22 protein-coding genes are annotated in these 26704 nt (G+C 35.1%); 9 read left to right on the top strand and 13 right to left on the bottom strand.

Translation table 11 applies throughout. From position 1 onward, the window contains the following. Nucleotides 1–195: 195 nt before the first annotated feature. Nucleotides 196–849, top strand: coding sequence for a carbonate dehydratase (gene can / locus BTA34_RS02515; RefSeq protein ID WP_036932822.1), 654 nt, complete (start codon nt 196–198; stop codon nt 847–849). A gap of 69 nt (nt 850–918) precedes the next feature. Here can and hpt read toward each other — a convergent pair whose 3' ends face one another. Together hpt and cueO are read right to left on the bottom strand one after the other, a co-directional pair. Next, nucleotides 919–1461 carry a hypoxanthine phosphoribosyltransferase gene (gene hpt, locus BTA34_RS02510; RefSeq protein ID WP_151434361.1) on the bottom strand — a complete coding sequence of 181 codons (543 nt, stop codon included), beginning with the start codon at nt 1459–1461 and terminating at the stop codon, nt 919–921. Nucleotides 1462–1620: 159 nt separating this feature from the next. Then, nucleotides 1621–3201, bottom strand: a complete 1581-nt coding sequence (cueO, locus tag BTA34_RS02505) for a multicopper oxidase CueO (RefSeq protein ID WP_151434360.1) — start codon at nt 3199–3201, stop codon at nt 1621–1623. 212 nt (nt 3202–3413) lie between these two features. Between cueO and BTA34_RS02500 the strand changes: the two genes are divergently transcribed. Next, the gene (locus BTA34_RS02500) at nt 3414–3764 is read left to right on the top strand and encodes a YacC family pilotin-like protein (RefSeq protein WP_151434359.1); all 351 of its coding nucleotides are present in this window, start codon (nt 3414–3416) and stop codon (nt 3762–3764) included. Nucleotides 3765–3878: 114 nt separating this feature from the next. Here the strand turns inward: BTA34_RS02500 and BTA34_RS02495 are convergent, their stop codons facing one another. Then, on the bottom strand, nt 3879–4916 hold the full coding sequence (locus BTA34_RS02495; RefSeq protein ID WP_151434358.1) for an AbrB family transcriptional regulator: 1038 nt from the start codon (nt 4914–4916) through the stop codon (nt 3879–3881). A 113-nt stretch (nt 4917–5029) separates the two neighbouring features. Between BTA34_RS02495 and BTA34_RS02490 the strand changes: the two genes are divergently transcribed. Further along, complete coding sequence (locus BTA34_RS02490) at nt 5030–5440, top strand: GNAT family N-acetyltransferase (protein ID WP_151434357.1); 411 nt, start codon at nt 5030–5032, stop codon at nt 5438–5440. Here BTA34_RS02490 and BTA34_RS02485 read toward each other — a convergent pair whose 3' ends face one another. The 4 genes from BTA34_RS02485 to BTA34_RS02470 form a co-directional block, all read right to left on the bottom strand. Beyond that, nucleotides 5441–8170, bottom strand: a complete 2730-nt coding sequence (locus BTA34_RS02485) for a hypothetical protein (protein WP_151434356.1) — start codon at nt 8168–8170, stop codon at nt 5441–5443. It lies immediately after the preceding gene. Nucleotides 8171–8238: 68 nt separating this feature from the next. Then, nucleotides 8239–9873 carry a hypothetical protein gene (locus tag BTA34_RS02480; protein WP_151434355.1) on the bottom strand — a complete coding sequence of 545 codons (1635 nt, stop codon included), beginning with the start codon at nt 9871–9873 and terminating at the stop codon, nt 8239–8241. A gap of 220 nt (nt 9874–10093) precedes the next feature. Then, the gene (locus BTA34_RS02475; RefSeq protein ID WP_006535016.1) at nt 10094–10726 is read right to left on the bottom strand and encodes a helix-turn-helix transcriptional regulator; all 633 of its coding nucleotides are present in this window, start codon (nt 10724–10726) and stop codon (nt 10094–10096) included. A gap of 64 nt (nt 10727–10790) precedes the next feature. Continuing rightward, nucleotides 10791–11423 (bottom strand): TetR/AcrR family transcriptional regulator, encoded by a 633-nt coding sequence (locus tag BTA34_RS02470; protein WP_151434354.1) that lies wholly within the window; start codon nt 11421–11423, stop codon nt 10791–10793. Between the two features lie 230 nt (nt 11424–11653). Between BTA34_RS02470 and BTA34_RS02465 the strand changes: the two genes are divergently transcribed. Further along, entirely contained in the window at nt 11654–12865 is a 1212-nt protein-coding gene (locus BTA34_RS02465) for a Tm-1-like ATP-binding domain-containing protein (protein WP_151434353.1), read from the top strand. 15 nt (nt 12866–12880) lie between these two features. Then, on the top strand, nt 12881–13708 hold the full coding sequence (locus BTA34_RS02460) for a phosphoenolpyruvate hydrolase family protein (RefSeq protein WP_088493647.1): 828 nt from the start codon (nt 12881–12883) through the stop codon (nt 13706–13708). An 85-nt stretch (nt 13709–13793) separates the two neighbouring features. On the opposite strand, the gene BTA34_RS02455 is transcribed toward BTA34_RS02460, so the two are convergent. Next, on the bottom strand, nt 13794–14693 hold the full coding sequence (locus tag BTA34_RS02455; protein ID WP_151434352.1) for a diaminopimelate dehydrogenase: 900 nt from the start codon (nt 14691–14693) through the stop codon (nt 13794–13796). A 200-nt stretch (nt 14694–14893) separates the two neighbouring features. Between BTA34_RS02455 and BTA34_RS02450 the strand changes: the two genes are divergently transcribed. Beyond that, nucleotides 14894–16234, top strand: a complete 1341-nt coding sequence (locus BTA34_RS02450; protein WP_151434351.1) for an MATE family efflux transporter — start codon at nt 14894–14896, stop codon at nt 16232–16234. Between the two features lie 47 nt (nt 16235–16281). Here BTA34_RS02450 and BTA34_RS02445 read toward each other — a convergent pair whose 3' ends face one another. Together BTA34_RS02445 and BTA34_RS02440 are read right to left on the bottom strand one after the other, a co-directional pair. After that, on the bottom strand, nt 16282–17100 hold the full coding sequence (locus tag BTA34_RS02445) for a hypothetical protein (protein WP_265576160.1): 819 nt from the start codon (nt 17098–17100) through the stop codon (nt 16282–16284). Between the two features lie 106 nt (nt 17101–17206). After that, complete coding sequence (locus tag BTA34_RS02440; protein WP_151434349.1) at nt 17207–17818, bottom strand: hypothetical protein; 612 nt, start codon at nt 17816–17818, stop codon at nt 17207–17209. Between the two features lie 463 nt (nt 17819–18281). Here BTA34_RS02440 and pepT point away from each other — a divergent pair, with 463 nt between their 5' ends. The 3 genes from pepT to BTA34_RS02425 all read left to right on the top strand — a co-directional run bounded on the left by pepT (nt 18282) and on the right by BTA34_RS02425 (nt 22898). Next, the gene (pepT, locus tag BTA34_RS02435) at nt 18282–19535 is read left to right on the top strand and encodes a peptidase T (RefSeq protein WP_151434348.1); all 1254 of its coding nucleotides are present in this window, start codon (nt 18282–18284) and stop codon (nt 19533–19535) included. Beyond that, nucleotides 19532–20899, top strand: coding sequence for a C4-dicarboxylate transporter DcuC (gene dcuC, locus BTA34_RS02430; protein ID WP_151434347.1), 1368 nt, complete (start codon nt 19532–19534; stop codon nt 20897–20899). Before pepT ends, dcuC begins: the two co-directional genes overlap by 4 nt. A 676-nt stretch (nt 20900–21575) precedes the next feature. Beyond that, a complete protein-coding gene (locus BTA34_RS02425) occupies nt 21576–22898 on the top strand; it encodes a serine dehydratase subunit alpha family protein (protein ID WP_151434346.1) in 1323 nt (440 codons plus the stop codon). 245 nt (nt 22899–23143) lie between these two features. Here the strand turns inward: BTA34_RS02425 and yjiA are convergent, their stop codons facing one another. From yjiA to BTA34_RS02410, 3 genes are read right to left on the bottom strand one after another with little or no spacing between them, the layout of a single operon-like run. After that, complete coding sequence (gene yjiA, locus BTA34_RS02420; protein WP_151434345.1) at nt 23144–24124, bottom strand: GTPase; 981 nt, start codon at nt 24122–24124, stop codon at nt 23144–23146. Between the two features lie 22 nt (nt 24125–24146). Beyond that, nucleotides 24147–24353 carry a YbdD/YjiX family protein gene (locus BTA34_RS02415; protein ID WP_004245057.1) on the bottom strand — a complete coding sequence of 69 codons (207 nt, stop codon included), beginning with the start codon at nt 24351–24353 and terminating at the stop codon, nt 24147–24149. 60 nt (nt 24354–24413) lie between these two features. Next, nucleotides 24414–26564, bottom strand: a complete 2151-nt coding sequence (locus BTA34_RS02410) for a carbon starvation CstA family protein (RefSeq protein ID WP_151434344.1) — start codon at nt 26562–26564, stop codon at nt 24414–24416. Nucleotides 26565–26704: the final 140 nt, after the last annotated feature.

The raw sequence follows: 26704 nt of genomic DNA, 5'->3' as shown, positions 1-26704 counted from the left end.
TATTTGAAAGCGAAAAATTACAAGTAATTATCTGTCATTTGGCCTTAAAAAGCCCTCTGATTAATTCAAAAGTAATGGTATAAAAATACCCTTTCTTAATGGATCTCTCGCATCCAACAATAACACAAGAGCTATTTCGTGTTGGCGTACTGTCAGCGCAAATGGTGGGAAACCGAATTTACAGGCAGTCACGTCATGATGAGAAAAATTGAAGAGCTGTTAGCCAATAACAAGCAATGGTCAGAATCTGTTACTGAAGAAAATCCTCAGTTTTTTAAAGATCTCTGTAAAGGTCAAAAACCTCACTTTTTATGGATTGGTTGCTCTGACAGCCGCGTTCCAGCAGAAAAACTAATCAACGCAGCACCGGGTGACTTATTTGTTCACCGTAATGTGGCAAACTTAGTCATTCACACTGACTTAAACTGCCTTTCTGTGATCCAGTATGCGGTTGATGTATTACAAGTTGAGCATATTATTGTATGTGGTCACTACGGTTGTGGTGGTATTGAAGCCGCAATTGAAGGCACTGAGTTAGGGCTTATCAATAACTGGTTACTGCATATCCGTGATATCTGGTACAAACACAGTTCAATGCTAGGTGAACTTGCACCACAAGATAGATTAAACCTACTTTGTGAGCTAAACGTTATCGAGCAAGTATACAACTTGGGGCACTCAACGATTATGCAAGCCGCGTGGAAACGTGGACAAAAAGTGATGATCCACGGTTGGGTTTACGGTTTAAATAACGGTGAGCTACACGACCTTGATGTCACTTCGGATAGTCGTGAAAAACTTGAACTTTCTTATCGTCAAGCGATGGCAAAATTAAGCCATCCACGTTAATACACTCCGCACACCAACAAAAAACCCGCTTTTCAGCGGGTTTTTTCACTTCTATTTGAAGTCAATTGATTACTCATCTAATAACGTTACATGCCCAATATAAGGCAGATGGCGATAACGCTGTGCATAATCGATGCCGTAACCGATAACAAATTTATCTTCAATGGAGTAACCAATCCACTCAACTGGCACATCAACTTCACGACGAGAGGGTTTATCCAATAAAGTACAGATAGAAATAGAAGCTGGCTCCCGTAAACTTAAAATCTCTTTAACACGATTTAAAGTATTACCTGAGTCAATAATATCTTCAACAATCAGCACATCTTTACCACGAATATCTTCATCGAGATCTTTAATGATTTTAACGTCACGCGTTGACGTCATACCATTACCGTAACTTGATACAGTCATAAAATCGACTTCATGGTTTACATTAATTTCACGACATAAATCTGCCATAAAAATAAAAGAACCTTTTAACAAGCCGATTAAAACAAGATCGTGTTGTTCTTGACGTGGGCGGTAATGTTCTGTGATTTCACGACCTAGCTCAGCAATACGCTGTTTGATCTCTTCTTCAGAGATCATGACATCAACAATATGTTTCATGATTTATTTCGATTGGGTTAACGGGGAAAGCAAACGATTGTACCAGAACTTCCTTCATCATGCGATGATCTGATTTAATGAAAATAAAGGCACAAAATATCAATTTCATGCCATTTATTAATTTATCTTACTGATATTAATGATTTTTACAGTGTTTGATTATTTGCTAACGGTAAAACCCGCCATCATTCCGGTATCTTCATGTTCTAATAAATGACAGTGCGCCATAAACGGATGTGCTTTTGTGGCTAAATGATCGAATTTCAGCAAAATTTCGCTAAATTGACCTTCAACTTTCACGATATCTTTCCAACCTTGGCGATGTTTTTCTGGCTCGCGACCATTTTCAGATAAAATACGAAATTGCGTACCATGCACATGGAATGGATGCAACATCATGTCACCACGACCAGAAACAACCCAACGCTCATAAATGCCCTGCTTCACATCAAATGCGGGTTCAGTCATTGAGAATGGTATTCCATTGATATTATTGGCATTATAAATATCTAAATCACCATTACCATGCCCACAATTCATTCCCCCTCCCATCATGCCACTGCCGTTACCTTGGCGCATATGGCTCATTCCATGATGAATACCCGCTAAAGCTTTATCACCATAACGCTCTGTTAATAGCATCATGCCTTGCATATCTAAACGCATATCCATACGCAAATGTAATGTACGAGTCGCAATGTTACTGAGTGTTGGTAATGCCGGAATTAATGCTAATTGATCAGGTAAAGTACCTTGTGCTTTTTCTGCTGATGGCAATAAACGTAACACAGGTAATACATTATCAAACGGTGCTAACACCATACCCATTTGGCGTACAGGTAAAGTGACAATATCAAAATCTCGACCATCCGAGGTATCCACTAAAACCTCAAAACGCTCTCCCATTAAAATAGGAAGCTCTGTTACTTTTACGGGTTCCGCTAATAATCCACCATCACTGGCAATCACATACATCGGTCTGCCATCACTAGTGGCAAGATTTAAGCTGCGTGCATTACACCCATTTAAGAAACGTAATCTTACCCAGCCTTTGGGCACAATATGTTGTGGTTGGATCGCACCATTGGTTAACATCATATCGCCAAACCAACCAATTGCCGCACTCATTACATCGAGTTGATAATCGATTTGTCCATCACTGTCTAAACGTTTATCTTGCAAAATAATCGGTAAATCATCAACGCCCCAGCGATTAGGTAATTTACGGCTTGCGGTTTCATCATCTTCAATAATCACTAATCCGCCTAGCCCCATAGCCACTTGCTGACCTGTTACACCATGCGTATGAGGGTGAAACCAACACGTTGATTCAACTTGGTTTGGTGTAAAAGTCACCGTGCGAGATTTGCCTGGTGCAATCGTTGCTTGAGGGCCGCCATCTTCTTCGCCACTAATTTCAAGCCCATGCCAGTGAACAGTTGTCGTTTCGGGGAGTTGGTTATTGATATTGATAGTAACAGATTGACCACGTTTCAATTTTAATGCGGGTCCTAATAAACTGCCGTTATAACCCCAAGTTGTTGTGCTTGCCGTCGGAATAAATTGAGAAACACCTTGTTGAATATTAAGAACAATCTTTTGTTGGGCATCTGGGGTAATTTGAGGTGGAATAGCCAATGAAGGCGTGTTACTTTGGGCAAACGCAAAACGACTCCAGCTCGGTAATAATGTGACAGCACTTAGTGTTGCGCCTAATTTTAAAAATTCGCGACGTTGCATAATGTATCCTTTGAATAAAAACAAGTTATTATGTATTTATCGAAATAAGATGAATAAAGAAGTTTTGTTAACTATTACCGATGCTAAAGTTTCCCCTTACTGGAAGGTCAATTTAAACCCCAACAAAACAACGGGTCTTTGCAAAACTTTTAACTTTATTAAGCCAAATAACAAAACTTGCTAAATCATCACACTGAGGAACATCACAACCAATGAACAAAATGTTCGCCTTGTTTTTCTCGCTAACGCTTTCTTTTTCTATGTTCTTTTCTTCGGGTGCAAAAGCGTTAACCTACACGCAAGCAGAAGACTTGGCCGATTTAACTGCTATCTACCTTTTCCTAAATAAAGATTGTGGTTATGAGCAAATATCAAAATCTAAAATTGAAAGAGCACTAATGGTATTTTCTCGCTCACAACAATGGGATGTCAGTAATTACTCAACGTTGCCGATGAGCCAATTAAATGAAGATAGTTACAACGATTTAAAAGGTATTGAAGTGACGCACAGTAAGAAATGTCAACTATTAGCGAACAAATCACTAAGTTTGTTAAATTATTAAAACTTGTGTTCATTCACTATTCAAGAAATAAAGCAAGATAACCTCTTTAAATACAGTCGCCATATAAAGTGACTTATAGAGGTTATCAACAGATTTTTTTACCTTTCTTTAATGCTAATTATTTTTCTTCTGCCTATATTCATTCCAATATAAAGCAACAGATGGAATACTTTGAATAATCAGCATCCTAAAAATATGATTCGACATCACAAAGGCGGCATCGACATTCATGGTTATCGCAGCAAATGTCATGGCTTCCATACTTCCAGGCGCCCAAGCTAATACTAACGTTGCCCACGGTACACCCGTTAGATAAGCTGCGCCATACGCCACAATCACGGTTAAAATCACATTAATGATCACCACTTGCACAGAAGAAAAAGCATTTTTAATCAGTGATGAAAGTGGGAAAACAACAAAGTGCGCTCCGATATTCATACCAATTAAAACCATGCTCAATTCATTTAGTAGCATTGGAAAAGCAATAGGTTCACTGACAAAAGATTGAACCAGTATTGCACTGCCTAATGACGTCAGCATAAAAGGCGCTGGAAATCGGATTTTCTGCAATAAAAGCCCTGAACCCAACCCTAAAGCAACAATTAATAATAACCACAACAATGAGATAAGGGTCATTTGAGGTATAGAAAATTCAGGCATATTCGCTTTATCAGCACCAACGATAAAGCCCGCCATAATAATCAACACCATTAAACGAATAGTATGAGAAATAACAATTTTTTGTGGTGGTGTTTTAGTGTGATCAGTGAGCGCCAAAATAGCTGCCATCGCACCGGGTACAGCACCTAACATTGATTCTTCTTTCGTCCAACCAATATGGCGATGGAACCAAAAATAGCTTACAAAAAATTGAATGGCTAAACAAACGACCAACGTCAGTAATAAAATGATTAAATTATCAGCATTGCCTAAATGAACTTGGTTAAACATTAAGCCAACCGATGTACCTAACGTGAGCTGAATAAACGTTAATGTATGTTTAGGAACCGCAAGCTCCCATTTAAAACGATAAGCAATAATGACAACGAGAATTGGTCCAAACATCAGAGCCATAGGCAAACCTGAAAGGGTAAGAACACCACCGATTAATGCACAAAATAGAATACCTGGCAGAGTTTTTAAAAACGACATGTTGTGTTATCCAGCTTTTTTAATTATTGTTTCCATCCTAGCATTTGTATAAATATTTAATAACCAAATAGTGATAATATAATTATTATTTTTCTTAATATTAAGAGCCAATTATGTCGTTAAAAATCACCACAAACCCAACGTCGAATGAGATCAATGAAATTTATGAAGGGCTGTTAACACATAACCTCAACTATATTCAGATGGAACAATACACACCACTTGCTGTTTTTAAGGAGGTGAATGGTAAAAAAATAGGTGGGATCACAGGGGATATTTTAGGAAATTGGCTACGCATTCGTTATTTGTGGGTAGATAAAGCCTATCGTGGACAAAACATAGGTACAGAATTGTTGCAAACGATGGGAAACACAGCAAAAGAAAAAGGAGCCAAATATGCTGAAGTGGATACTTTTAGCTTTCAAGCCCTGCCTTTTTATCAAAAGCAGGGATTTGAGATATTTGGCATATTAGAAAACTATCCAATTAGTGATAAAAAATATTACTTAAGAAAAGATTTATAATTATTTTTTATTTTTTTCCTTACTCTTATTTTTTAGATCTCTATTAATCGCAATTACTATGCTATTTATTGCCATCTTAAAGTTATCGGATTTTTTTTCATCTACTAGTGTTTCACTTCCCGTTATTTTAGCATTAATAAACATATTTATATTTTCCCTAACCTCGCTATTTATATAATTTTCAATTAAAAAATTATTACTTTTTATTTCTTTACTTTTTAAATTTAACCCAGAATAGAAAATCTTACTATTAGAATAGTTAAATTTAATTTTTGCATTATTATTTTTACTTTTATTAAACTCAAAAATTATAAAGGGGCTTTCTATTTTAAAATGTTTCATCTCTTTATAATCATCAAAGTAGATGTCATCTAGATTACTTTCAAAAATAATATTAGATTGAAAACCCCCTCCATTATCGATATTAGTTTCATTTGAGTTTTCATCTATATTTAAATTTATTGCTGGTCCACCACTTGAAGATATTTTAGCTTTTGATTTATTTTCATTGAATTTTAAATCCTGAGCGTTCTCTATTTTACTTTCTATTATCGGTATTTTTATTTCATTGTCTAATAACTCTTTTTTTTCTTTATTTTCTTTATTTTCTTTATTTTCTTTACTTATTTTATTAACCCTTTCAATTTCACTTTTCAAAAAGTGAAATTCATCCTCTTTGCCACTGCTTTTTTCAAGAAAATTATTTATAATTTTACCTAATAATTTATTTTTTATAGGATTATTTCTCGTACTTCTTGATTTTCTATTTTCCTCCATTTTCTCTCTTACTTTGGTTACAAATTTAGAGCCTGAACTAACACTATAACTATAGGTGTCTTTTTTATCTAACACTTTTCTATTAATTTCTTTATTTATATTTTTCATCAATGATGAAACTGAATCATCTATTTTAGAATAACTTTCGTCAAAAATTATTGACATTGATTCTTCTGGAACAGATTCATTAATCTTTTCTTTCATCGGTTCTAATTTATTTAACTCAGAGATATTATTTTTTAACACATTCTCACTTTTCGATGTATTATCTAATTTAATTAGATCATCATCTAAAAGCAACTCCTCCATCTTTGAAATGGAAGTTTCAAATTCATTCATTAGCTCTTTTATATTATTTTTTATTGGCAATTTATAGTTTTCATCAATTTCATTTTTTATATTTATATTTTCTTTTAATTTAATTAAAAGATCTTTTATTTCATGATAAGAATCACTTTCATCAGCTTCTGCATTACCTCTCTCTTTTAACTGGTTTATAGAAGCTAAAATATCATGAATAGAGGTCATTATTTTTTGTTCTTCATTTACATGAATATTAAAATCCGTGTTTACTTTCTTATCATCACCAGATAAAATCTCCTTAATGCCCTCATCTATCAAATTAATTTCATTGTTTTTTTTCATTATTTCATCCATAGATGAAATAATATTTGAAAGTTTATTTGCCGAATCATTGTAATATTCACTTAATAAATTAATAATATTTTCTTTATTAGATTCACCTTCTAAATCATTAATTATTAACTTTGATTCCTTTTCTGCATTTACTTTTATTTCTCTAATTATTTCATCTACTTCTTCCTCTGCCTTTTTTCTGTTTCTATTTTTTATTTCTTTTTCTACTTCTTCGTCTATTTCTTCTTCTACTTCCTCTTTTACTTCCTCTTTTATTTCCTCTTCTTCGTCCATTTTAAAAATGGACTCATAATTCAATAATGCATTCAAATCTTCATTTTCACTTTCCCTAGTTATTTCATTAACTATTTCCATTTCCTCTTCTTTAGATTCATATTTGGATAAATTTGTTATTGTTTCTTTCTCTACATCATTAATTATATCTGTATCTACTTGTGTACCTGTATCTACTATCGTATTTCTTTTTATCGCATTATGGTTATCACTAATATATTTCCCTATCCATTCTTGCATTAAGTCATTAAAGGAATATTCACTGCTCGTATTTTTATTAAGTGCTATCATCATAATAGTAGATAATTTATTTTCTATTTTATTTTTTATAGTATCATCAAACTTATTAAGCACTTGGGCTTCTTCAATACCAATAAGTAAAATGTTCATTGATTTTATAAAATTATCTCTTTCTTTACCTGTTGAAAAATTACTCATAAAATCATATTTTTTATTTAAGTGAATATTTTCAAAATTAAACTTTGAATTTATTAACTTGAAAATATTTTTAATACTTTTATCATCTATGGAGCTTATTCTAAGTTTAACAATTTCATTTAAACACTCTACAATTAAATTACTGTTAGAGCCTTCATTCTCTATATCATCTAGTCCTGAGAAAAAATCTTTAGCTCTTTTCACTTCAGTTAAATAATCACAGAAACTGTAAAAATCAAACTTATCATTTGCATGAGAAATTATGTTATTTATAGCATTTAAATTTTTATTTTTTACTTCAACATTTACTTCATCTATTTTATTAAAAATATTACTATGTTTTTTTGTATCAATAATATCAAACAATTTATTATTTTTTATATCTTTTATAAGAAAACCAATCTCTAGTTTATGAAATAAAGAAGTCAATACATGAATAATTCTCTTACCAAAAGAAGGTGAAACTGGTGTGTTTCTTATTTCAGTTATTTTTTTTGTAAAAATATAATCTTCATTTTTGGGAAGATAATGTTTTTTATGTACAAATAACACGCTGGGGTTAAATAGATTTGTTTTGCCAATCATAAATCATCCACCTATATATCAATAAATATAATTAAATCATTAAACATATAAATAACTTGATAAAATTATTAGATATGCTCAAAATAATTAGCAAAATACTTTCTTAGTACTTCATCTTTAGATTTATCTAAATTATCAATACTTAACCCTAGCCGGCTAAAAATACCTTTTAAGTTATTTTCCACTGCTGTTTTTTGTGTACTACTAGTACCATTACCGCCATCTGTCACTTTACCATCACTAAAGTATTCAGTTGTTTCATTATTTTTACTTTCAAAATAACTATAGTTAATTAATAAAACAACAGCATCTTGCGCCCATTTATAATTAATATTATTACTTGAATTTTTAAATAACCGAGTAAGAAAATTATATCCATTATCATCTTTCTTTATATTTTCATAAAAACTATTATTAAGTAAAGTTACTTCTTTATCCGTTGGTTCTCCCATATTCTTATAAATATCTTTTCTCACCATCCTTATTAAGTTGTCTACTTTAGCAATAGAGTCTTTCTCGCCAATAAAATTTTCATCTTTTGATAACTGGTTAAATAATTCTTTTGTTAAACGTAAAGATGTTTCTTGTTTTATTTCTTCGAAATTACCATTAAAATCTTTTTCAATTTCTAATATATTCTCTTTATTAAAAATAGAACCAATAGTTTTATCAATAAAATTCTCAATATTTACATCCTTATCCTGACTATTGATTTTTTCTTTTATTAAATTTTTTAACTTATCGGTTATCTTAGAAGAGGATAATTTATCTATATTTTCATTTAAAATAACGTTTAATTCATTCATTATTTTACTGGGCAAATCAGAATAATTATTCTGGAATTTATTTTTAGCTAAATCAGTTTTAAATTCATCATTTATCAGTTTAATATCATTAACAAGCTTACACTCCAAAGCTTTTTCTAATGTATGATATTTGATCATAATATCTATTTTGTTATTACTATTTACTTTTTTAGATATTACCTTATTAACATTATCAGTAAATGTTTTATTAAGTTGATTTAACTTATTTGAGAAATTATTAAACGCATCATTATCAATTGATATATTATCAAACTTAAATGTATTTAACGATTTATTTATATTTTTATTCTCAAAGTTTATTTTTATAGGTAATAATGTTCTATTTATAAATTTAAATGGTGAAATTAAATTTATAATTAGATTTTTAAAGCTCCTTTTTTTCTCGCTTCTAAAATAAAGTTTCTGTTCTGTATTTAATTCCTTCTTTCCTGAATTAGTAATCGAATCTGGAAGTTTATCTATCGTTTCTTTTTTTTCAACATCTTCTTTTATGTTAATATCTTCTCTTATATTAACATCTTCTTTTTTCAAATTACTCCCAGAATCTATGGTATCCTCAGCATCATTACCTAAGTCAATAATTGAATTCGCATTTCCCATTACTTGATTAAAAAATTTCTCTATTTCAAGTTCACCCGCATTTTCAGAACTGACAGGATGACTATTATATTTTGTTTTATTTAATATATTCTGACATTCTTTAATATATTCTGTAGGTGTTTTTCCAGATACTTTTTCTCTTTTTCCTTTATCAAAAGAAACATTAGAATTACCGATAGAACTTATATTTTTTATAAAATAAAATCCTTTACTTGTTTTATTTTTAACCTTATCTACATATGAAAATAAAGTTGTTTGCATTCCTGAAACTTTCATTTTAACACCTATCAATTAAAAATTATTATAGACAGTCTATTCCTTTTATTTTTTTATGTTTATAAAAATCAAACACAAGTAATTAGTTAATCAATTTCAATAAAAAAACGATATTTTATTAAAACAAATAATAGAAATAAAAAAAGATATCAATAATTGATATCTTTTTTTAGTTTTAAATAATATTCCGCTGGAGTTTAAAATATAATGTATATCTTAATCATTCTTTTAAATCGTTATATACCGTTGCTCTTGAAACACCAAGGTATTGGGCAGTAATTTCCATCGCCTTACGTAAGGAAAGATAACCTTCATCTTGTAAACAGAGTAACAACTCGCGCCGTTGATGCGGTTTTAATGCTCTTGGTGTGACTGAATAAGTCGCAGAAAACTCATCAATACGTTTTTTCAGCGAATCTTCCGTCACTGAACTAAAGGTTTCAATAATGTCATTACCTTCTTCAAGAGTCGCAAATTGGTTAAGTACCATTTGCAATCCTTTGATCATTGAAATATCAATATTCAAACATAACGCAGCAACATAATTGCCTTGTTTGTCTTTAATACCGATAGACGTACTTTTTGCCGTTCTTCCATCCGGAAATTGATTGGGGTAATTCGCCACAATCTGAGGGAAATCTGACGATTCAATACGTGCCATTCCTAGCTCAGTTGCTCTATCCCCTACTTTTCTACCTGATAGATTATTTTCAATGACCATAATGGTATTTTCACTATCGGTTAGATCATGAAGTACAACTTCACAAAAAGGCGATAATGTTTTACCAATGCCTTGTGCAATAAATTGTAGTTGTTCTACCAGCCACTCTTGGTCTTCTGTTTTGTGTGACATAACGATCCCTGCAATAGCTAAAACGTAAATGATTTATACAATTTTAACTGATTTATTCAAATAATTAATCGTTATCTGCAGGATAATCAGATTTTGCCTGATTTAGAATAGCTTTTGCCATCCATTGAGTCATATCAATGACCTGTTGATCATCCATTTTCCAGATATCTTTCATTACCAAAAAGACTTCAGACCCGTAAATTAAAGAGAACGATTTAATCACCTTATCCCACATTTCTTCAGGATAGTGTGCTTTTAATGGCTCAATAACTTTGAGTAGAATCTCTTTACGGTGACCACGAATAAATCGTTTTTCTGCATATTCACTTGATTGTCTCTCTTTCGCCCACTGCTGTAATGAAACTTGTAATGCGCCACGCAGTGCGCCTTCATGTTTAAACATTTGAGGATAGGCAAGATTGAGCAACTCAGTAATGCGTTGTTGTGTATTATCTTCAGGAGTGGGGTTCCATGCAATGATCGGTGCTAAACTTGCGTCAACTGTGGCACTAATTAAATCACTTTGTGTGGGAAAATAACGATATGCAGTTGCTCTCGAAACACCTGCATGTGCTGCTAATTCCGACACTGTTGGTAACATTCCTTGCTCAAAAAGCCCCAACGCTGTTGACACCAATAGTTGATGGGTTCTTTTTCGTGTACCGGACATCGCATCCGTTTCGTCACTGTAACTCATAGAAAATCCTTCGTTATTTCTACACTTTATGTGTCTAATTTATTTTAAGCCAAATACTCACAATGATTAATGTTTACTTTAGGTGATTAATTTCACCTTATCGACCTTTAGAGTATAAAAATAAAAATAATGAGACAAGCGTCTCAAAACGATGCTATGATAAATGAAACTCAAGTCTCATTATGGTTATAATCTATTCGTCAATAATCATAAAAGGTAAGGGAAGGCTTATGAAACAGTATTCTGGTTCAATATATGTTGCCACAACGCTTGATACTAAAAGTGCTGAGATTTTTTATGTCAGTGATTTAATTAAAAAAGCAGGCCTTCCTGTTAAAACCGTCGATTTGACAACCAAACCCACGGCACTCGAAAGAGACGCTGATGTCAGTGCAACAGAAGTTGCACGTTTTCACCCAAATGGCCAAGAAGCAGTGTTTTGTGGCGATAGAGGGAAAGCAATAGAAGCGATGTCAATCGCATTTGAACACTATTTAACTCACCAAGATGATGTCTTAGCCATTCTTGGGCTAGGCGGATCAGGGGGAACGGCACTGATTACACCAGCAATGCAATCTCTGCCAATTGGTGTACCTAAATTGATGGTATCAACGATGGCGTCTGGCGATATTTCAGGCTATATCGGTGCAAGTGATATTTCAATGATGTACTCCGTCACAGATGTATCCGGCTTAAATCGCATTTCTCGTAAAGTGTTAAGAAATGCAGCAAACCAAATAGCCGGCGCTGTTTATTTTTACCAAGAAGAACACGTTGTTGATAAACCGGCTGTCGCATTAACGATGTTTGGCGTCACGACGCCGTGTGTACAACAACTAACACAAAAACTTGAAAATAATTATGACTGCCTTGTTTTTCATGCAACAGGAAGTGGCGGTAAAGCCATGGAAAAACTGGTAGACAGTCACTTACTTCATAGCGTGCTCGATCTTACAACAACAGAAGTCTGTGATTACTTGTTTGACGGTGTACTTGCTTGTGATGAAGACCGTTTTGGTGCAATCGCCCGTACCAAAACCCCTTATATAGGCTCTTGTGGCGCATTAGATATGGTGAACTTTGGTCGTCCATCGAGTGTTCCTGAGAAATATCAAGGGCGTCAATTTTATCATCACAATGCGCAAGTCACCTTAATGCGTACAACACCAGAGGAAAACCGTCAATTAGGTATCTGGATCGCTGAGAAACTCAATCAGTGTGAAGGTCCATTGCGGTTTGTATTACCACAGGGCGGTTTTTCAGCTCTGGATATTGAGGGAGCCGCTTTCTGGGACCCTCAAGCAAACCAAGCTTTTTTTGATGCATTTATTACAACATTTAAAGAGACCGAGACGCGTAAGTTAGTCATCAGTCCTTATCACATAAACTCTGCCGAGTTTACTCAGCAAATTTATGATTTACACCAGGAACTTATTTGTTAACCACGGAGAAGAAGAATGACTCATTCACGTGAAACGTTACTAAAAAAATTCAATGAAATGATCGCTCGCCATGAACCCATTATTGGCGGTGGTGCAGGTACAGGGCTTTCAGCTAAGTGTGAAGAAGCAGGTGGTATTGACCTTATCGTTATTTATAACTCAGGTCGTTATCGTATGGCTGGCCGTGGCTCTTTAGCGGGTTTATTAGCTTATGGTAATGCTAATGAAATCGTGATGGATATGGCAAAAGAAGTATTACCTGTTGTTAAACATACACCGGTGCTTGCTGGCGTTAATGGTACAGACCCTTTCTGTAACTTTGATAAATTCTTAGATGAAGTTAAAGCAACAGGCTTTGCTGGCGTACAGAATTTTCCAACAGTAGGTCTGATTGATGGTAATTTTCGCGCTAATTTAGAAGAAACAGGCATGGGTTATGGTCTTGAAGTGGATATGATCCGCAAGGCTCATGAGAAAGGTTTATTAACCACGCCTTATGTCTTTAGCCGTGAAGATGCGATTGCAATGGCGGAGGCTGGCGCAGATATTATCGTACCTCATATGGGATTAACAACTGGCGGCAATATTGGCGCTGAAACCGCATTAACATTAGCGGACTGTGTGCCTTTAATTAATGATTGGGCAAAAGCAGCAAAAGCAGTGCGTTCTGATGTTATTGTGCTTTGTCATGGTGGCCCAATTGCAACGCCAGAAGATGCACAATATATCCTTGATAATTGCCCAGATTGTCACGGCTTCTATGGTGCAAGTTCAATGGAACGCTTACCAACAGAAGTGGCATTAACCGCAACGACTAAAGAATTTAAAAGTATTAAACGCTAATTCAAAATCATCAAGTTTGCCTAAGCGTTAATCCATATTGCCCACTTTATGTGGGCAATATTTTATGCAGATACTCTTAATCGAATTAGACAAGTTTTGCGATTAATGTATTTAAATCACCCGCTAAGAAATCAACCGGTGGAATTTCAATTACCGTATAAGCACCTGCACGTTGTTTCATACTTGCTCTTGCGGCAGAAACCATAAATTGAGAGGTTAATGCAGGATTATTTATACGCATCGAATATTCAAATAATTGATTATGTGTTTTACCCGAAACCCCTTTATGAGTCATTTTTACTCCATGTCCCACATCTTTTAAGCTATCAACACTATCAACTTGCTTAATATGAGTTTCATCAGAAGAGAAATAGCTATCTGCTTTAATCGCTTGCTCTACTTGATTAAAATTGGCTCCTGCTTCTAATTCCACATAAACCATACGACGATGGACACCCGTCCCTAATGGAATAGTCATTGAAAGCGCATCTTTTACACCTTCAATTGCTTTAGCCGCTACACTATGCCCCATGCTCATACCGGGACCAAAGTTAGTATAAGTGATCCCTTTTGGCGACATGGCTAACATTAGCGTACGAATAATAGAGTCTGAACCTGGGTCCCAACCCGCAGAAATAACCGCTACACGGTCATGTTTTTTGGCAACTTCGTCTAATTCTGTTTTTAATGACACAATTTCACTGTGAACATCAAAACTATCTACTGTATTAATACCTAAGCTTAAAATAGATTTAGCTAATTCTTTAATTGCGCGAGTCGGTGAACATAAGAGAGCAACATCAACATTACCTAATGTTTTAATATCGTTAGTCACGGTAATATTTTGCAGTTCTTCTGGAACATTATTGATATCACGACGAACAACACCCATTAATTCAAAATCTTGAGCAGCTTGAACTGCTTCTAATGCAAATCGACCAATATTGCCATAACCGACAATAGCCACTTTTATTTTAGTATTCATTCATTCCCCTGACTTTAACGTTAATCATCTCTTAATGATAATAGTGATTAGTTATCAATGAATAAACCATATAAACATCTTTTTTGCCAGATAAACATTATTTGCGCTATTACCTTATAAATAAACCTTGTAGAATCCATTATCTTCCTACGCGTTATATTAATAATATCGATTTCACTCTGTTTTTAAGAAGGTTTTCAATGCATCAGTCTGATGTAGCGGATCGCTCGCTTTTTTCCCTTAGTTGGCCAATATTTATAGATATTTTCCTACATCTAGCCACACTGTTAATTAATACTTACATGGTAAGCCACGTTTCTACGGCTTACTTAGCCGCTATGGGCGTCGGTAACCAAGTCTTTGATCTTTTTATCACTATTTTTAGCTTTATTAGTGTGGGATGTAGCGTTGTTATTGCCCAATACTTAGGCGCGGGTAAAAAAGAAAAAGCCAGCCAAGCCATTCATATTTCTATCGCTTTTAACTCTTTGTTAGGTATTAGTAGTGCCTTGATCATTCTTTTCTTTGGCTACAATATTCTTAACATAATGAATACGCCTGAACACTTGGTGCAAGATGGCTATAACTACCTGCATATTATTGGTATTTGCCTTATTCCTGAGGCAATTTCGATTATTCTTGCAGCTTGTCTGAGAGTTTATGGTAAATCTAAAGCAGCGATGTATGTCACACTGATCGCCAATATTGTTACTGTTATTGGTAATATGATTGTGCTTTATGGCTTTTTTGGTTTACCACAATACGGATTAGTGGGTGTTGCGTGGTCAACGGTTGTTGGTCGTATTATTGCAGTTATTTTATTATGTGGATTACTGTTCTACGGTTTGCGTATTAAATTCGAAGCCAAGCAACTCGTCGTATGGTCTAAAAATATGTTAGGGAAAATCCTACATATCGGTTTACCTGCTGCAGGTGAGAACTTGGTTTGGATTTTACATTATATGACTGCATCAGCCTTTATTGGCTTAATGGGCGAAGTCCCTCTTGCTGCGCAGACCCTTTATTTCCAACTATCATTATTTTTAATGCTTTTTGGTATTGCGATTAGTATTGGTAATGAAATACTAGTGGGTCACTTAGTTGGCGCTAAACGCTTTGATGATGCTTTTGCTAGAGGCTGGAAAAGCTTAAAAACGGGAGTAATATTTACCATTGGGGTTGTGATTATTTATTGGTTTATGCGTGATCCTATTTTGTATTCAATCACTGAAGACAAACGCATCATTAACCAATTGATCCCTCTATTTATTTTATCCGTCTTTTTAGAACCCGGCCGTACTTTTAATATCGTGATGGTGAATGCTTTGCGTGCAGCCGGCGATGCTAAATTTCCGCTGATGACAGCAATTTGCTTTATGTGGGGTATTGCTATTCCGGTGGGCTATTTCCTTGGTATAAAAATGGAAATGGGCTTGATTGGTATCTGGATTGGCTTCCTTTGTGATGAATGGCTGCGTGGCTTAACTAACGCATGGCGTTGGCGCTCTCGTAAATGGCAAACTAAGCGCTTGGATATTTAGTACTAATACACTACTTTTTTCCCCGATATTTTATCGGGGAAACTCTATTAAATAATGTTATTATTTTTCAACCTTAAACTCTCAAGAAGAACAAAAGCATTCAAACATCTTTTTAAATCTTCATTTACTTCAATTTTATGATTATTTGATTTATTAAAACTGTCTATAAATCGATAAATAAATCTATTAATTGAAAAATCATCTTGTATCTCATACAATTCGTTATATTTTTCACATAAAGAAAACAATGCCTTTAGTGAAACTTCATTCATGGATTTAATTAATTCATCTTTAAATTTACCGTTCATATTATTATTCTTACAAATAATTTTAGATAAACCATCGATAAAATCCAGCTTTTCTTCTAACTCTAACTTTTCTTTTAAAGGACAATGTTGATGCATTTCTTCATAAATATTTTCTTCAACTAATCCATTAATGGACTTATTGATAGGACTTTCTAATAATTCTTTATTTAGCAATCTATTAGTATCAAATCCTTTATTTTTTAAATCATTAAATATTGATTCTTGTTCTTTTTTATCTAAATCAAAAAATGGTTTTATTTTTTCATTCTTAATAAATAAACTTTTATTAGAAAAATAGCCATCAGCGATTTTATCATAAAAAATTTCGTAAGAATTAGAAACACAAGAGATATCTTTACTCATGTCCATATAAATTGGTTCGTCTAGCACCTCCATTGTTTTACTTTCTAAACACTTAATACCAATAAATTCATGCGATGAATTTTTCATTGATAACACTGAGTCTCTATTAATAGAGAGATCAGTATCTGATATCTGATTTGCTAAAGTTGAATACATTCCTTGTGGCATTATGTTTATCTTTTCAAGATACATCATTATCATCCTATTAGTTCAATATAGATGATATTATATATTTTGATTTTTCTCCATCTACCATTTATCCACCATCTATATAAATAATTTTTACAAAAAATATATAAAACTAATTTTTATAAAGAATAATATCGACAGTATTATTAATACTATCTTGTAAAAAATATTTATAACCATCAATGTTTCCAATATTATACTTTATCTTATCATCTGAATTTAATAGAGTATCAACTATTGAACCCATAAAATCTTCTTTAATTTTCGTTAAAGACGTTGTATCACCAGAAAACAAAATCCATTTAGAATTAAAATATAACTCATTCTTAAACTCTGTAATTTTTTCTTTCTCTAATGTAGGTATTTCCTCCAAAGAAGAGATAATATCATTAATTACTATTTCTTTTATTTCATCACTTTTTACTTTTCTTTTTGCTCTAGATAAATCCCTATCAAAAACTTCATCAATATCTTTTTTATTTTTCATTTCTTTATTATCTAATTTTATATTATCATTCTCACTCTGATTATTTTTAATATTAGAGATGCTGTTTTTTAGTCCTAAAAAATTACTTTTTATATTAGAATTGGGTTTTATAAAACTAACAATTGTATTATAACAACTTAATATTATCCCATTTATAATTCTTTTAGTTTTATCTTCTTTTTTTTCAATGTTTCTTATCGCTAAAAATGTGTCTCTAATTATATTATTTATATACATATACCCCCCTAATCGTGTTAAGCGAATTAAACTGTATCTCATTATCACTTTCTATCAATAAGTTGTGTTTTTTTAATCATTATTAGCGAAAAATCTTCATAAAAAAGTTAATTAAATATAATTGTTAAATAAAACAATACATTAAAATAAATAATGATTAATTTTATATTTTTAACATATTTAAGACTGAGTCTATTTTTTTATGATTAAGATCACAGAAAAACAGCCCATAAGTTAAATTAAATAACCTCACCTATACAAAACACGATTTTTTTTAATAAAGAAAAAACCAAAAATTAAATATTAATTAACATTAAAAAATTACTGTAAAAAAAATTATTTTCCTCTAATTCCCTGCTGGTTTTTTTATGATACAACAAGTAGGTGTTGCCCTTTCCAATAAATGAGACAACTAAGCTTTAATAGAGAGAATACAAAAAATCAAACACAATGGAGTCTTGTCATGAATCTCGTTGAACGTTTTATTTCTTATACAAAAGTTAACACCACAACTAACAGGGAAAATGGCGCTGCTGGTATCATGCCTTCATCGGAAGGTCAGCGAGTGCTTGCACTGCAATTAGTCGAAGAATTAAAAGCGTTAGGTGTTGAAGATATTAAAATTCGCGATACCGCGATTGTCACAGCGACACTTCCTTCAAACCTTGATTATGATGTTCCTACGGTTGCCTTTTTTGGTCATCTAGATACCAGCGCTGAACAAACAAACGATACCAAAGCGCAAATCCTACCTTATAAAGGCGGTGACCTTTGCTTAAACAAAGAACTTGATATTTATCTGCGCCAAAGCGAGTTTCCTGAATTAGAAAATTATATTGATGACGATATTATCGTGACCGATGGCACAAGCCTATTAGGTGCTGACGACAAAGCCGCTATCGCCTCTATTATGGATATGCTGCAGTACTTTAAACAACATCCTGAAGTTAAACACGGTACAGTTAAAATTGGTTTTGTACCAGATGAAGAACAAGGTTTACGTGGTGCAAAAGCCTTTGATACTAAAGAATTTGGTGCTGATTTTGCCTATACCTTAGATTGCTGTGGTATTGGTGAATTAGTATATGAAAACTGGAATGCGGGTGATGTTGAAATCACCTTTACAGGCGCATCAGCGCATCCAATGTCAGCCAAAGGGAAATTAAAAAACTCACTGTTAATGGCACATAAATTTGTTGCTATGTTACCGGGCGGTGAAGCACCTGAATATACCGAAGGCCGTGAAGGTTATTATTGGGTAAAACAATTAGCAGGTAATAGCGCTCGTACTGTATTAAAAATGGATGTGCGTGATTTCACCGAAAAAGGTTATGCGCACCGCATGGCATTTTTAAAACAACTCTCAGATTATTGTGAAAGTTTATGGGGTGAAGGCTCTGTCACTTGTAAACTAGCAGATCGTTATGCCAACGTGTTTAATAGCCTGCAAGGTGATAACCGCTATCCTATCGATATTGCAGTGGCTGCTTATGAAGCGAATGGTATTACACCTCGCCCAATCCCAATGCGCGGTGGTTATGATGGCGCTGCACTCTCTCAAAATGGTCTGCCTTGTCCTAATATTTTTACTGGCGCTCATAACTTCCACTCTATTTATGAATATCTGCCAGTTAAGTCGCTTTATGCGGCGAGTGATGTCTTAAAATCTGTCGTTAAGATCACCGCTGAACGCTTTGCACCTGGAGCTAAAGCATGATCCAAATTCTTGCGGTCTTAATTGTCGTTGTTATTGTCGCTAGAATGATCTTGAAAGGATATAAAGCCGAACCTGTTTTGTTAGTGGCTGGTTTAGCCTTAATGGCGCTAACAATGATATTTGGTTGGGGAGACATTCTTCCTAAAAATGTCAAAACAACAGGTATTGGCTGGTTAGATCCTTTTGAAGTAATGCGTGATCTCTTTAGTAGCCGTGCAGCTGATCTTGGTTTAATGATCATGGCGCTGATGGGATTTGCACATTATATGGATCATATTGGTGCCAATGAGGCCGTTGTCCGTGTTGCAACTCGCCCATTGAAAAATATGCGCTCACCTTATGTGTTGCTATTTTTCTCATTTTTACTCGCGAGTATTTTGCAACTTGCTATTCCTTCAGCAACAGGATTGGCCGTTCTATTAATGGGTACGATGTTCCCGATTATGATAGGGCTTGGCTTATCTCCTGCTTCCGCGGCAGGCGTGATTGCAACCTCATTGGGTGTTGCTTATACCCCAACAGCAATTGATGCCATTCGTGGTGCAAAAGCGGTTGATTTAGGGGTTGTTGAATATGTGCTTTATTACCAAGGACCTGCGGCAATTGCTACCGTATTAGCCGTCGGTATTACACATATCTTCTGGCAACGCCATTGTGATCGCAAAGCCGGGTTTGTGCCTCAATTAGGCAAAATGTCTGAAGAAGCAAAAAGTGATAAAAATGTCCCCGGCTTTTATGCCTTACTGCCAATGTTACCTATCATTATGGCAGTGAGTTCATCAAGCCTATTTGTTGAAGGCATTCACCTTGATGTCGTCACAATTGTATTGATTTCAATGGCGATTTGTATGCTGATTGAAACATTACGCTTACGTGATTTTAAATCCGTGTGTGCGGGCTTTCAGCATTTCTTAAAGGGGATGGGATCTGCATTTAGTAATGTTGTGGGATTATTAGTCGCAGCGGGTGTTTTTGCTCATGGTATTAAAGTCAGTGGCGCAATAGACAGCCTGATCGTTATGGCAGAATCTGTTGGCTTACCGCCATTTGCAATGGCATTGGTCTTCGCTATCGTGACATTAGCTGCCGCGATTATTATGGGTTCAGGTAATGCTCCTTTCCTTGCCTTCGTTGAACTTATTCCACAAATTGCCCATAGCATGGGTGTAAACCCAATCGCGATGATTTTACCAATGCAACAAGCGTCACATATGGGACGAGGTATGTCTCCAGTGGCCGGTGTTATCATTGCGGTATCGAGTGGTGCAAAATTACAGCCGTTTGATGTTGTAAAGAGAACAGCAATACCGCTGATGGTAGGTTTTGTATTCCATAGTGCTATTATTGCTATCTTCTATTATTAATAAATATACCTGAAGCAATAACTGTTGCTTCAGGCTATTTTCAAATAATAAACATATTAAAAATAAATGCAGATAATTTATTGTTATTTTCATAAATAAAAAATTAGTTATATTTTATTAAAAATATATTTACCCACTCATTTAAAAACAAAAATAAAATCATTAAACTTATGAAAATATTAACAAAATAACAAGATATTATTCTTATACATCAGAGAATAAAACGCCTATTATTTGTTTTGTTAAAATGATGACATGATATTAAATGCACTCACTCATTGCCATTTATTTTAACTATTCTGAGTTAGCCCACATTAAGTATAATAATTGTACTAGCAATAGAACTGTGTATTCGTTCTATTGCATTTTTATTTAATCTTATTATTAGATATTAAAACCATCTCATTCTTTTTTATTTCTCACCACTTCTTTTTGAGAAAAAAACACAAAACTCCCCTCTTTTTATCAATAAATACTGCAAGAGAGCCAAAACGGTTGCTTTATCTTTGATATAGAAAAAATTACCAATCTTAAAGTTAAGAAAGGTAATATTTTCTCAAATTTTATACAATCTTAGTAAATTCAGAAAAAACTTTCTCCCATAAATTCAGTATGATGTTTGTATTAAAAATAGAATAACCCATTGAATTCTCATACTGTTTATTGGATGCATGCAATGAAAGAACAATTATCTTCTCGTTGGAAAATATTGATAGCGGCAGTTAAGCAACAAGTAAAACCCGCTTTAGGTTGTACAGAACCTATTTCGCTTGCATTAGCGGCTGCAACAGCAGCAAGTTACTTACAACACGCGATTACCCGCATTAGTGCTGAAGTCTCTCCTAATTTAATGAAAAACGGTATGGGCGTAACCGTACCAGGTACAGGCATGGTGGGATTATCCATTGCCGCAAGCTTAGGTGCCGTTGGTGGTGATTGTAAAGCAGGTCTTGAAGTATTAAAGAATGCAACACCAGAGCATGTTGAGCAAAGTAAGGCACTATTAGCCGCGGGCATTGTAAATGTTTCGATTAAAAAAGCATGCCAAGAAGTTCTATATAGCGAAGTGACTGTTGAAGATGGTGAAAACAGCGCAACAGTCATTATTGCGGGTAACCATACTAATATTGTTAAAATTATTCATAACGGTCATGTTGTTCTTGATAACACTTGTGCTGGCGCAGAACAATCTGCATCACCTTGCGAAATAAAAGAAACATTAACCCAAACCAATACTCAAGAAATTTACCAGTTTGTTACCCAAATTCCCGTAGAAGAAATTTCTTTTATCCTTGAGTCAGCACATTTAAATGATGCGCTATCAAAAGAAGGTTTGAACAATACTTATGGTTTACATATTGGGCAAACTTTACAACGCCAACAACAGCGTGGTTTATTAGCAAAAGATTTATTATCAGAGATTATGATCCGTACTTCTGCTGCCTCTGATGCGCGTATGGGTGGAGCTGTTTTACCCGCCATGAGTAACTCAGGCTCTGGTAACCAAGGTATTGCCGCAACGATGCCTGTTGTCGTGGTTGCTGAATATTTACAAGTTGGCGAAGAGAAAATGGCAAGAGCATTAATGCTTTCCCATTTGCTGGCTATTTATATTCACCATAAATTCCCTGCTTTATCCGCGTTATGTGCAGCAACAACCGCATCAATGGGTGCAGCTGGTGCAATTGCATGGCTAATGGATGAACGTTACGAATCTATGGCAATGGCAATTAGTAGCATGATTGGTGATATCAGCGGCGTGATTTGTGATGGCGCTTCAAATAGCTGTGCGATGAAAGTCTCAACAGGAGCGAGTGCAGCTTATAAAGCTGTGTTAATGGCTCTAGACAACACTTATGTGACAGGTAATGACGGTATTGTCGCTCATGATGTTGATTCTACAATTGAAAATCTATGTGCGCTCGCAAGCCGTGCAATGCAACATACCGATGTTCAAATTATTGAGATCATGGAATATAAAGCCGTTGCTAATGGCTAATTTAAACATTTAAAAAAAAGCACCCCATAATGTTGGTTATTATGGGGTGAAACATAAGATCCTAGGAACAGGACCCTCCTCAAGTCAGGAGCTTATCAATATTCGTTACTGCTATTTACGGCTACTACATTTCAACTACTAAGTTGTTTCAACTATTGTGTTTCAACTACTACGGTTACTTAACTACTTTACTTCTTACTGCTTTGCTTCTTACTGCTTTCTAACACTCACTACAGGGTATTAGGTTAAGGAGCCTTCTCTTCTGTACTAGGCATCAATGCATCAAAATTGGCTCTTATCTCTTCTTCTGGTAATTGAATACCAATAAAGACTAATGTGCTTTGGCGAGTCTCATCTTCATTCCATGGTCTATCCCAATCAGCACTATAAAGACGTTGTACACCTTGAAATAACAAGCGATTAGGTTGATCTTTAATATTTAAGATCCCTTTATAACGCAATAGATTATCAGCAAAGCTTAATAATAATTTTTCCATTACGTCTGAAACTTCTTGTAGCTCAACGGGATAATCAAATTTGAGTACAATCGAATTGATGTCATCTTGCTTATCAGCCTGATAACGAAACAGAGGCTGTTTTACATCGAGATTATCGTTCAACATAAAACCTTTTACGTTAAACAGTAATCCTAAATCAATTTGTCCATGTATCACGGTATGCACAGGCGCTCTGGCATTAATGCGTCTTAATCGTGCCATTAATTCTGGAGAGGCTGGTGTGATATCTGTTTTTGTTAACAGAATGCGGTCAGCATAACCAATTTGTGATTGTGCAATCGTAAATTGATCCAGTTGTTGCTGAGCATGGACATTATCAACAAGCGTGATAATGCCATCTAATAAGTAGCGCTGGCAGATGATCTCATGAGAAAAGAATGTTTGGCTAATAGGACCCGGATCAGCCATGCCTGTGCATTCAATAACTAATCTATCAAATTCGATTTCACCGCGATCTAGACTGTCACATAAGTCTAATAGCGTATCTTCTAATTCATTCGATTTACTGCAACAAATACAACCATTGGTCAGTGTTTTAATTTGAGTCGCCCTATCACCAATGATTTCGTCATCAATAGGTACTTCACCAAATTCATTTTCAATAACGGCAATTTTATAGCCATGCTCTTCATTAAGCATATGACGTAAAAGTGTTGTTTTTCCTGATCCTAAAAAACCAGTCAGTATTGTCACTGCAATAGGTTTCATCATTTATCTCCTTTTCGGATCATTAGCAACAGCGAAAACCGCCTTTACCATCACCACCACCATAACGGGCTTCCTGACGTTCACGGAAAAACTCGTTATAGGTCATAACAGGCTTATCTGGATGGTTATCTTTCATGTGTTGCACATAATTATCGTAATCAGGAATACCTATTAGCATACGTGCTGCTTGTCCTAGATATTTTCCAGCTTGTCCTAAATTACCAAACATAAGTTTCTCCTAAGCCCCGTACTGGCAAGCCAGCACGGGGGTTTAACCTATCTACCTAAATTAGTGACCTGAGGACACTTTTACATCTTTTGGCATAGGAACATACGGTGTTTCTTGTGATGTATCTTCTGGGTTTTTACGCGCTTTCATTGCGGTACGGAAACCGTAGAAAATGATGCTGTAAACAACCACTAAGAACAGAATACTTAAGCCAGCATTGGTGTAGTTGTTAATTACAATATGATTCATATTGGTAATTTCAGCCGCAGTTAAGTCAGCACCACCAGCTAAGATCTTCGCTTTGTATTCATTTGCTAAGTAGAAGAAACCTTCCATTTGTGGATCATCACTGAGAAGTTTCAGACCTAATGCCCATGTTGTACAAATTAATAACCATACTGCAGGGATCACTGTCACCCAGATATATTTAGTACGTTTCATCTTAATTAAGATAACAGTACCTAATACCAGAGCAACTGCTGCTAACATTTGGTTTGAAATACCAAACAGTGGCCATAAGCTCTTAACACCGCCTAATGGGTCAACAACACCTTGGTATAACAGATATCCCCATAATCCTACGCAACCCGCAGTACCAATCACACCCGGAATGAACGAGTTTGTTTTCTTCAGGTAAGGGATAAAGTTACCTAACAAGTCTTGGAACATAAAGCGACCAGAACGTGTACCCGCATCTAACGCCGTTAAAATAAAGAGCGCTTCGAACAAGATCCCAAAGTGATACCAGAAGCCCATATCCGCAGCAGGAATGATTTTATGGAATACCATCGCGATACCAACAGCTAAGGTAGGCGCACCACCAGCACGGTTTAATACAGAAGGCTCCCCAATATCTTTCGCTGTTTGTAGAATTTCTTCTGGCGAAATAACAAAGCCCCATGAACTCACCGTTGCAGCAGTATGCACAGTAACTTCTCTTAACTGCTCCATAATAACTGCTGTATTTTCACCACCTAATTCATGAAGGTTCGGCATAGTAATACCTAAACCTGCTGGTGGTGTATTCATTGCAAAATACAGGCCGGGTTCAATGATAGATGCAGCAACTAATGCCATGATCGCAACGAATGATTCCATTAACATTGCACCATAACCGATAAAACGCGCATCCATTTCATTAGCGATAAGCTTAGGTGTTGTACCTGAAGCAATCAGTGCGTGGAAACCAGAAACGGCACCACAAGCGATAGTGATAAATAAGAATGGGAATAAAGCCCCTTTCCATAATGGTCCTGTACCATCGACATATTGAGTAACCGCTGGCATTTTCAGTTCAGGGTTTAGGATAACAATACCAACCGCTAACCCAACGATAACCCCAATTTTCAGGAACGTCGCTAAGTAATCACGAGGAGCAAGGATCAACCAAACTGGCAGTAATGCAGAAACAAAAGCATAACCAATAAGACCAAAGGTGATGGTTGTATCTTTAAAGGTTAGTGCAGGTCCCCAGTATGGATCGTGAGCAATAACGCCACCAAACCAAATCGCAGCAATCAGTAATACAATACCGATAACAGAGACTTCACCGACACGGCCCGGACGGATATAGCGCATGTAGATACCCATAAACAGGGCAATGGGTACTGTTGAACAAACAGTGAACACTCCCCATGGGCTTTCTGCTAATGCTTTAACAACGATAAGCGCAAGCACTGCAAGAATGATGATCATGATAAGGAAACAGCCGAATAAAGCGATAGTACCCGGAATAGGACCCATCTCTTTCTTTATCATCTCACCAAGTGAGTTACCATTACGGCGTGTTGAAATAAACAACACCATAAAGTCTTGTACTGCACCAGCAAGCACAACCCCGGCTAATAACCAAAGCGTCCCCGGTAAATACCCCATTTGCGCAGCAAGAACAGGTCCGACTAAAGGACCGGCACCCGCGATAGCCGCAAAGTGGTGACCAAATAAAACATAACGGTTAGTCGGAACGTAGTTCAAACCGTCATTATTGACAACAGAAGGTGTTGCTCGAGTTGGATCAAGCTTCATCACTTTTTGAGCGATGTAAAGACTGTAATAACGATAAGCAACTAAATAAACGGCAACAGAAGCAACAACTATCCATAGCGCACTGACGTGTTCACCACGGCGAAGTGCAACCACTGAAAGACAAAAAGCACCGATAATCCCGAGGATCACCCAAGGTACGTGCTTTAAAAATGCATTTTTGTTCATGAGACACCTTTTTTTCAGGCAAGACCGAACAGCCAAAGAGTAATGCGGGACAGCTGAGAATGATTTGAGCGAATATGAGAGACAACTGCCCGCTACTACATAATAAGAAGAATGAGATATGAACAGTGTGACAAAATCGC

Source organism: Proteus sp. CD3 (assembly GCF_008808075.1).
GTDB classification, from domain to species: domain Bacteria; phylum Pseudomonadota; class Gammaproteobacteria; order Enterobacterales; family Enterobacteriaceae; genus Proteus; species Proteus appendicitidis.
The sequence above is the reverse complement of the archived record's forward strand: the minus strand, read 5'-3'. Positions and strand labels throughout refer to the sequence as shown.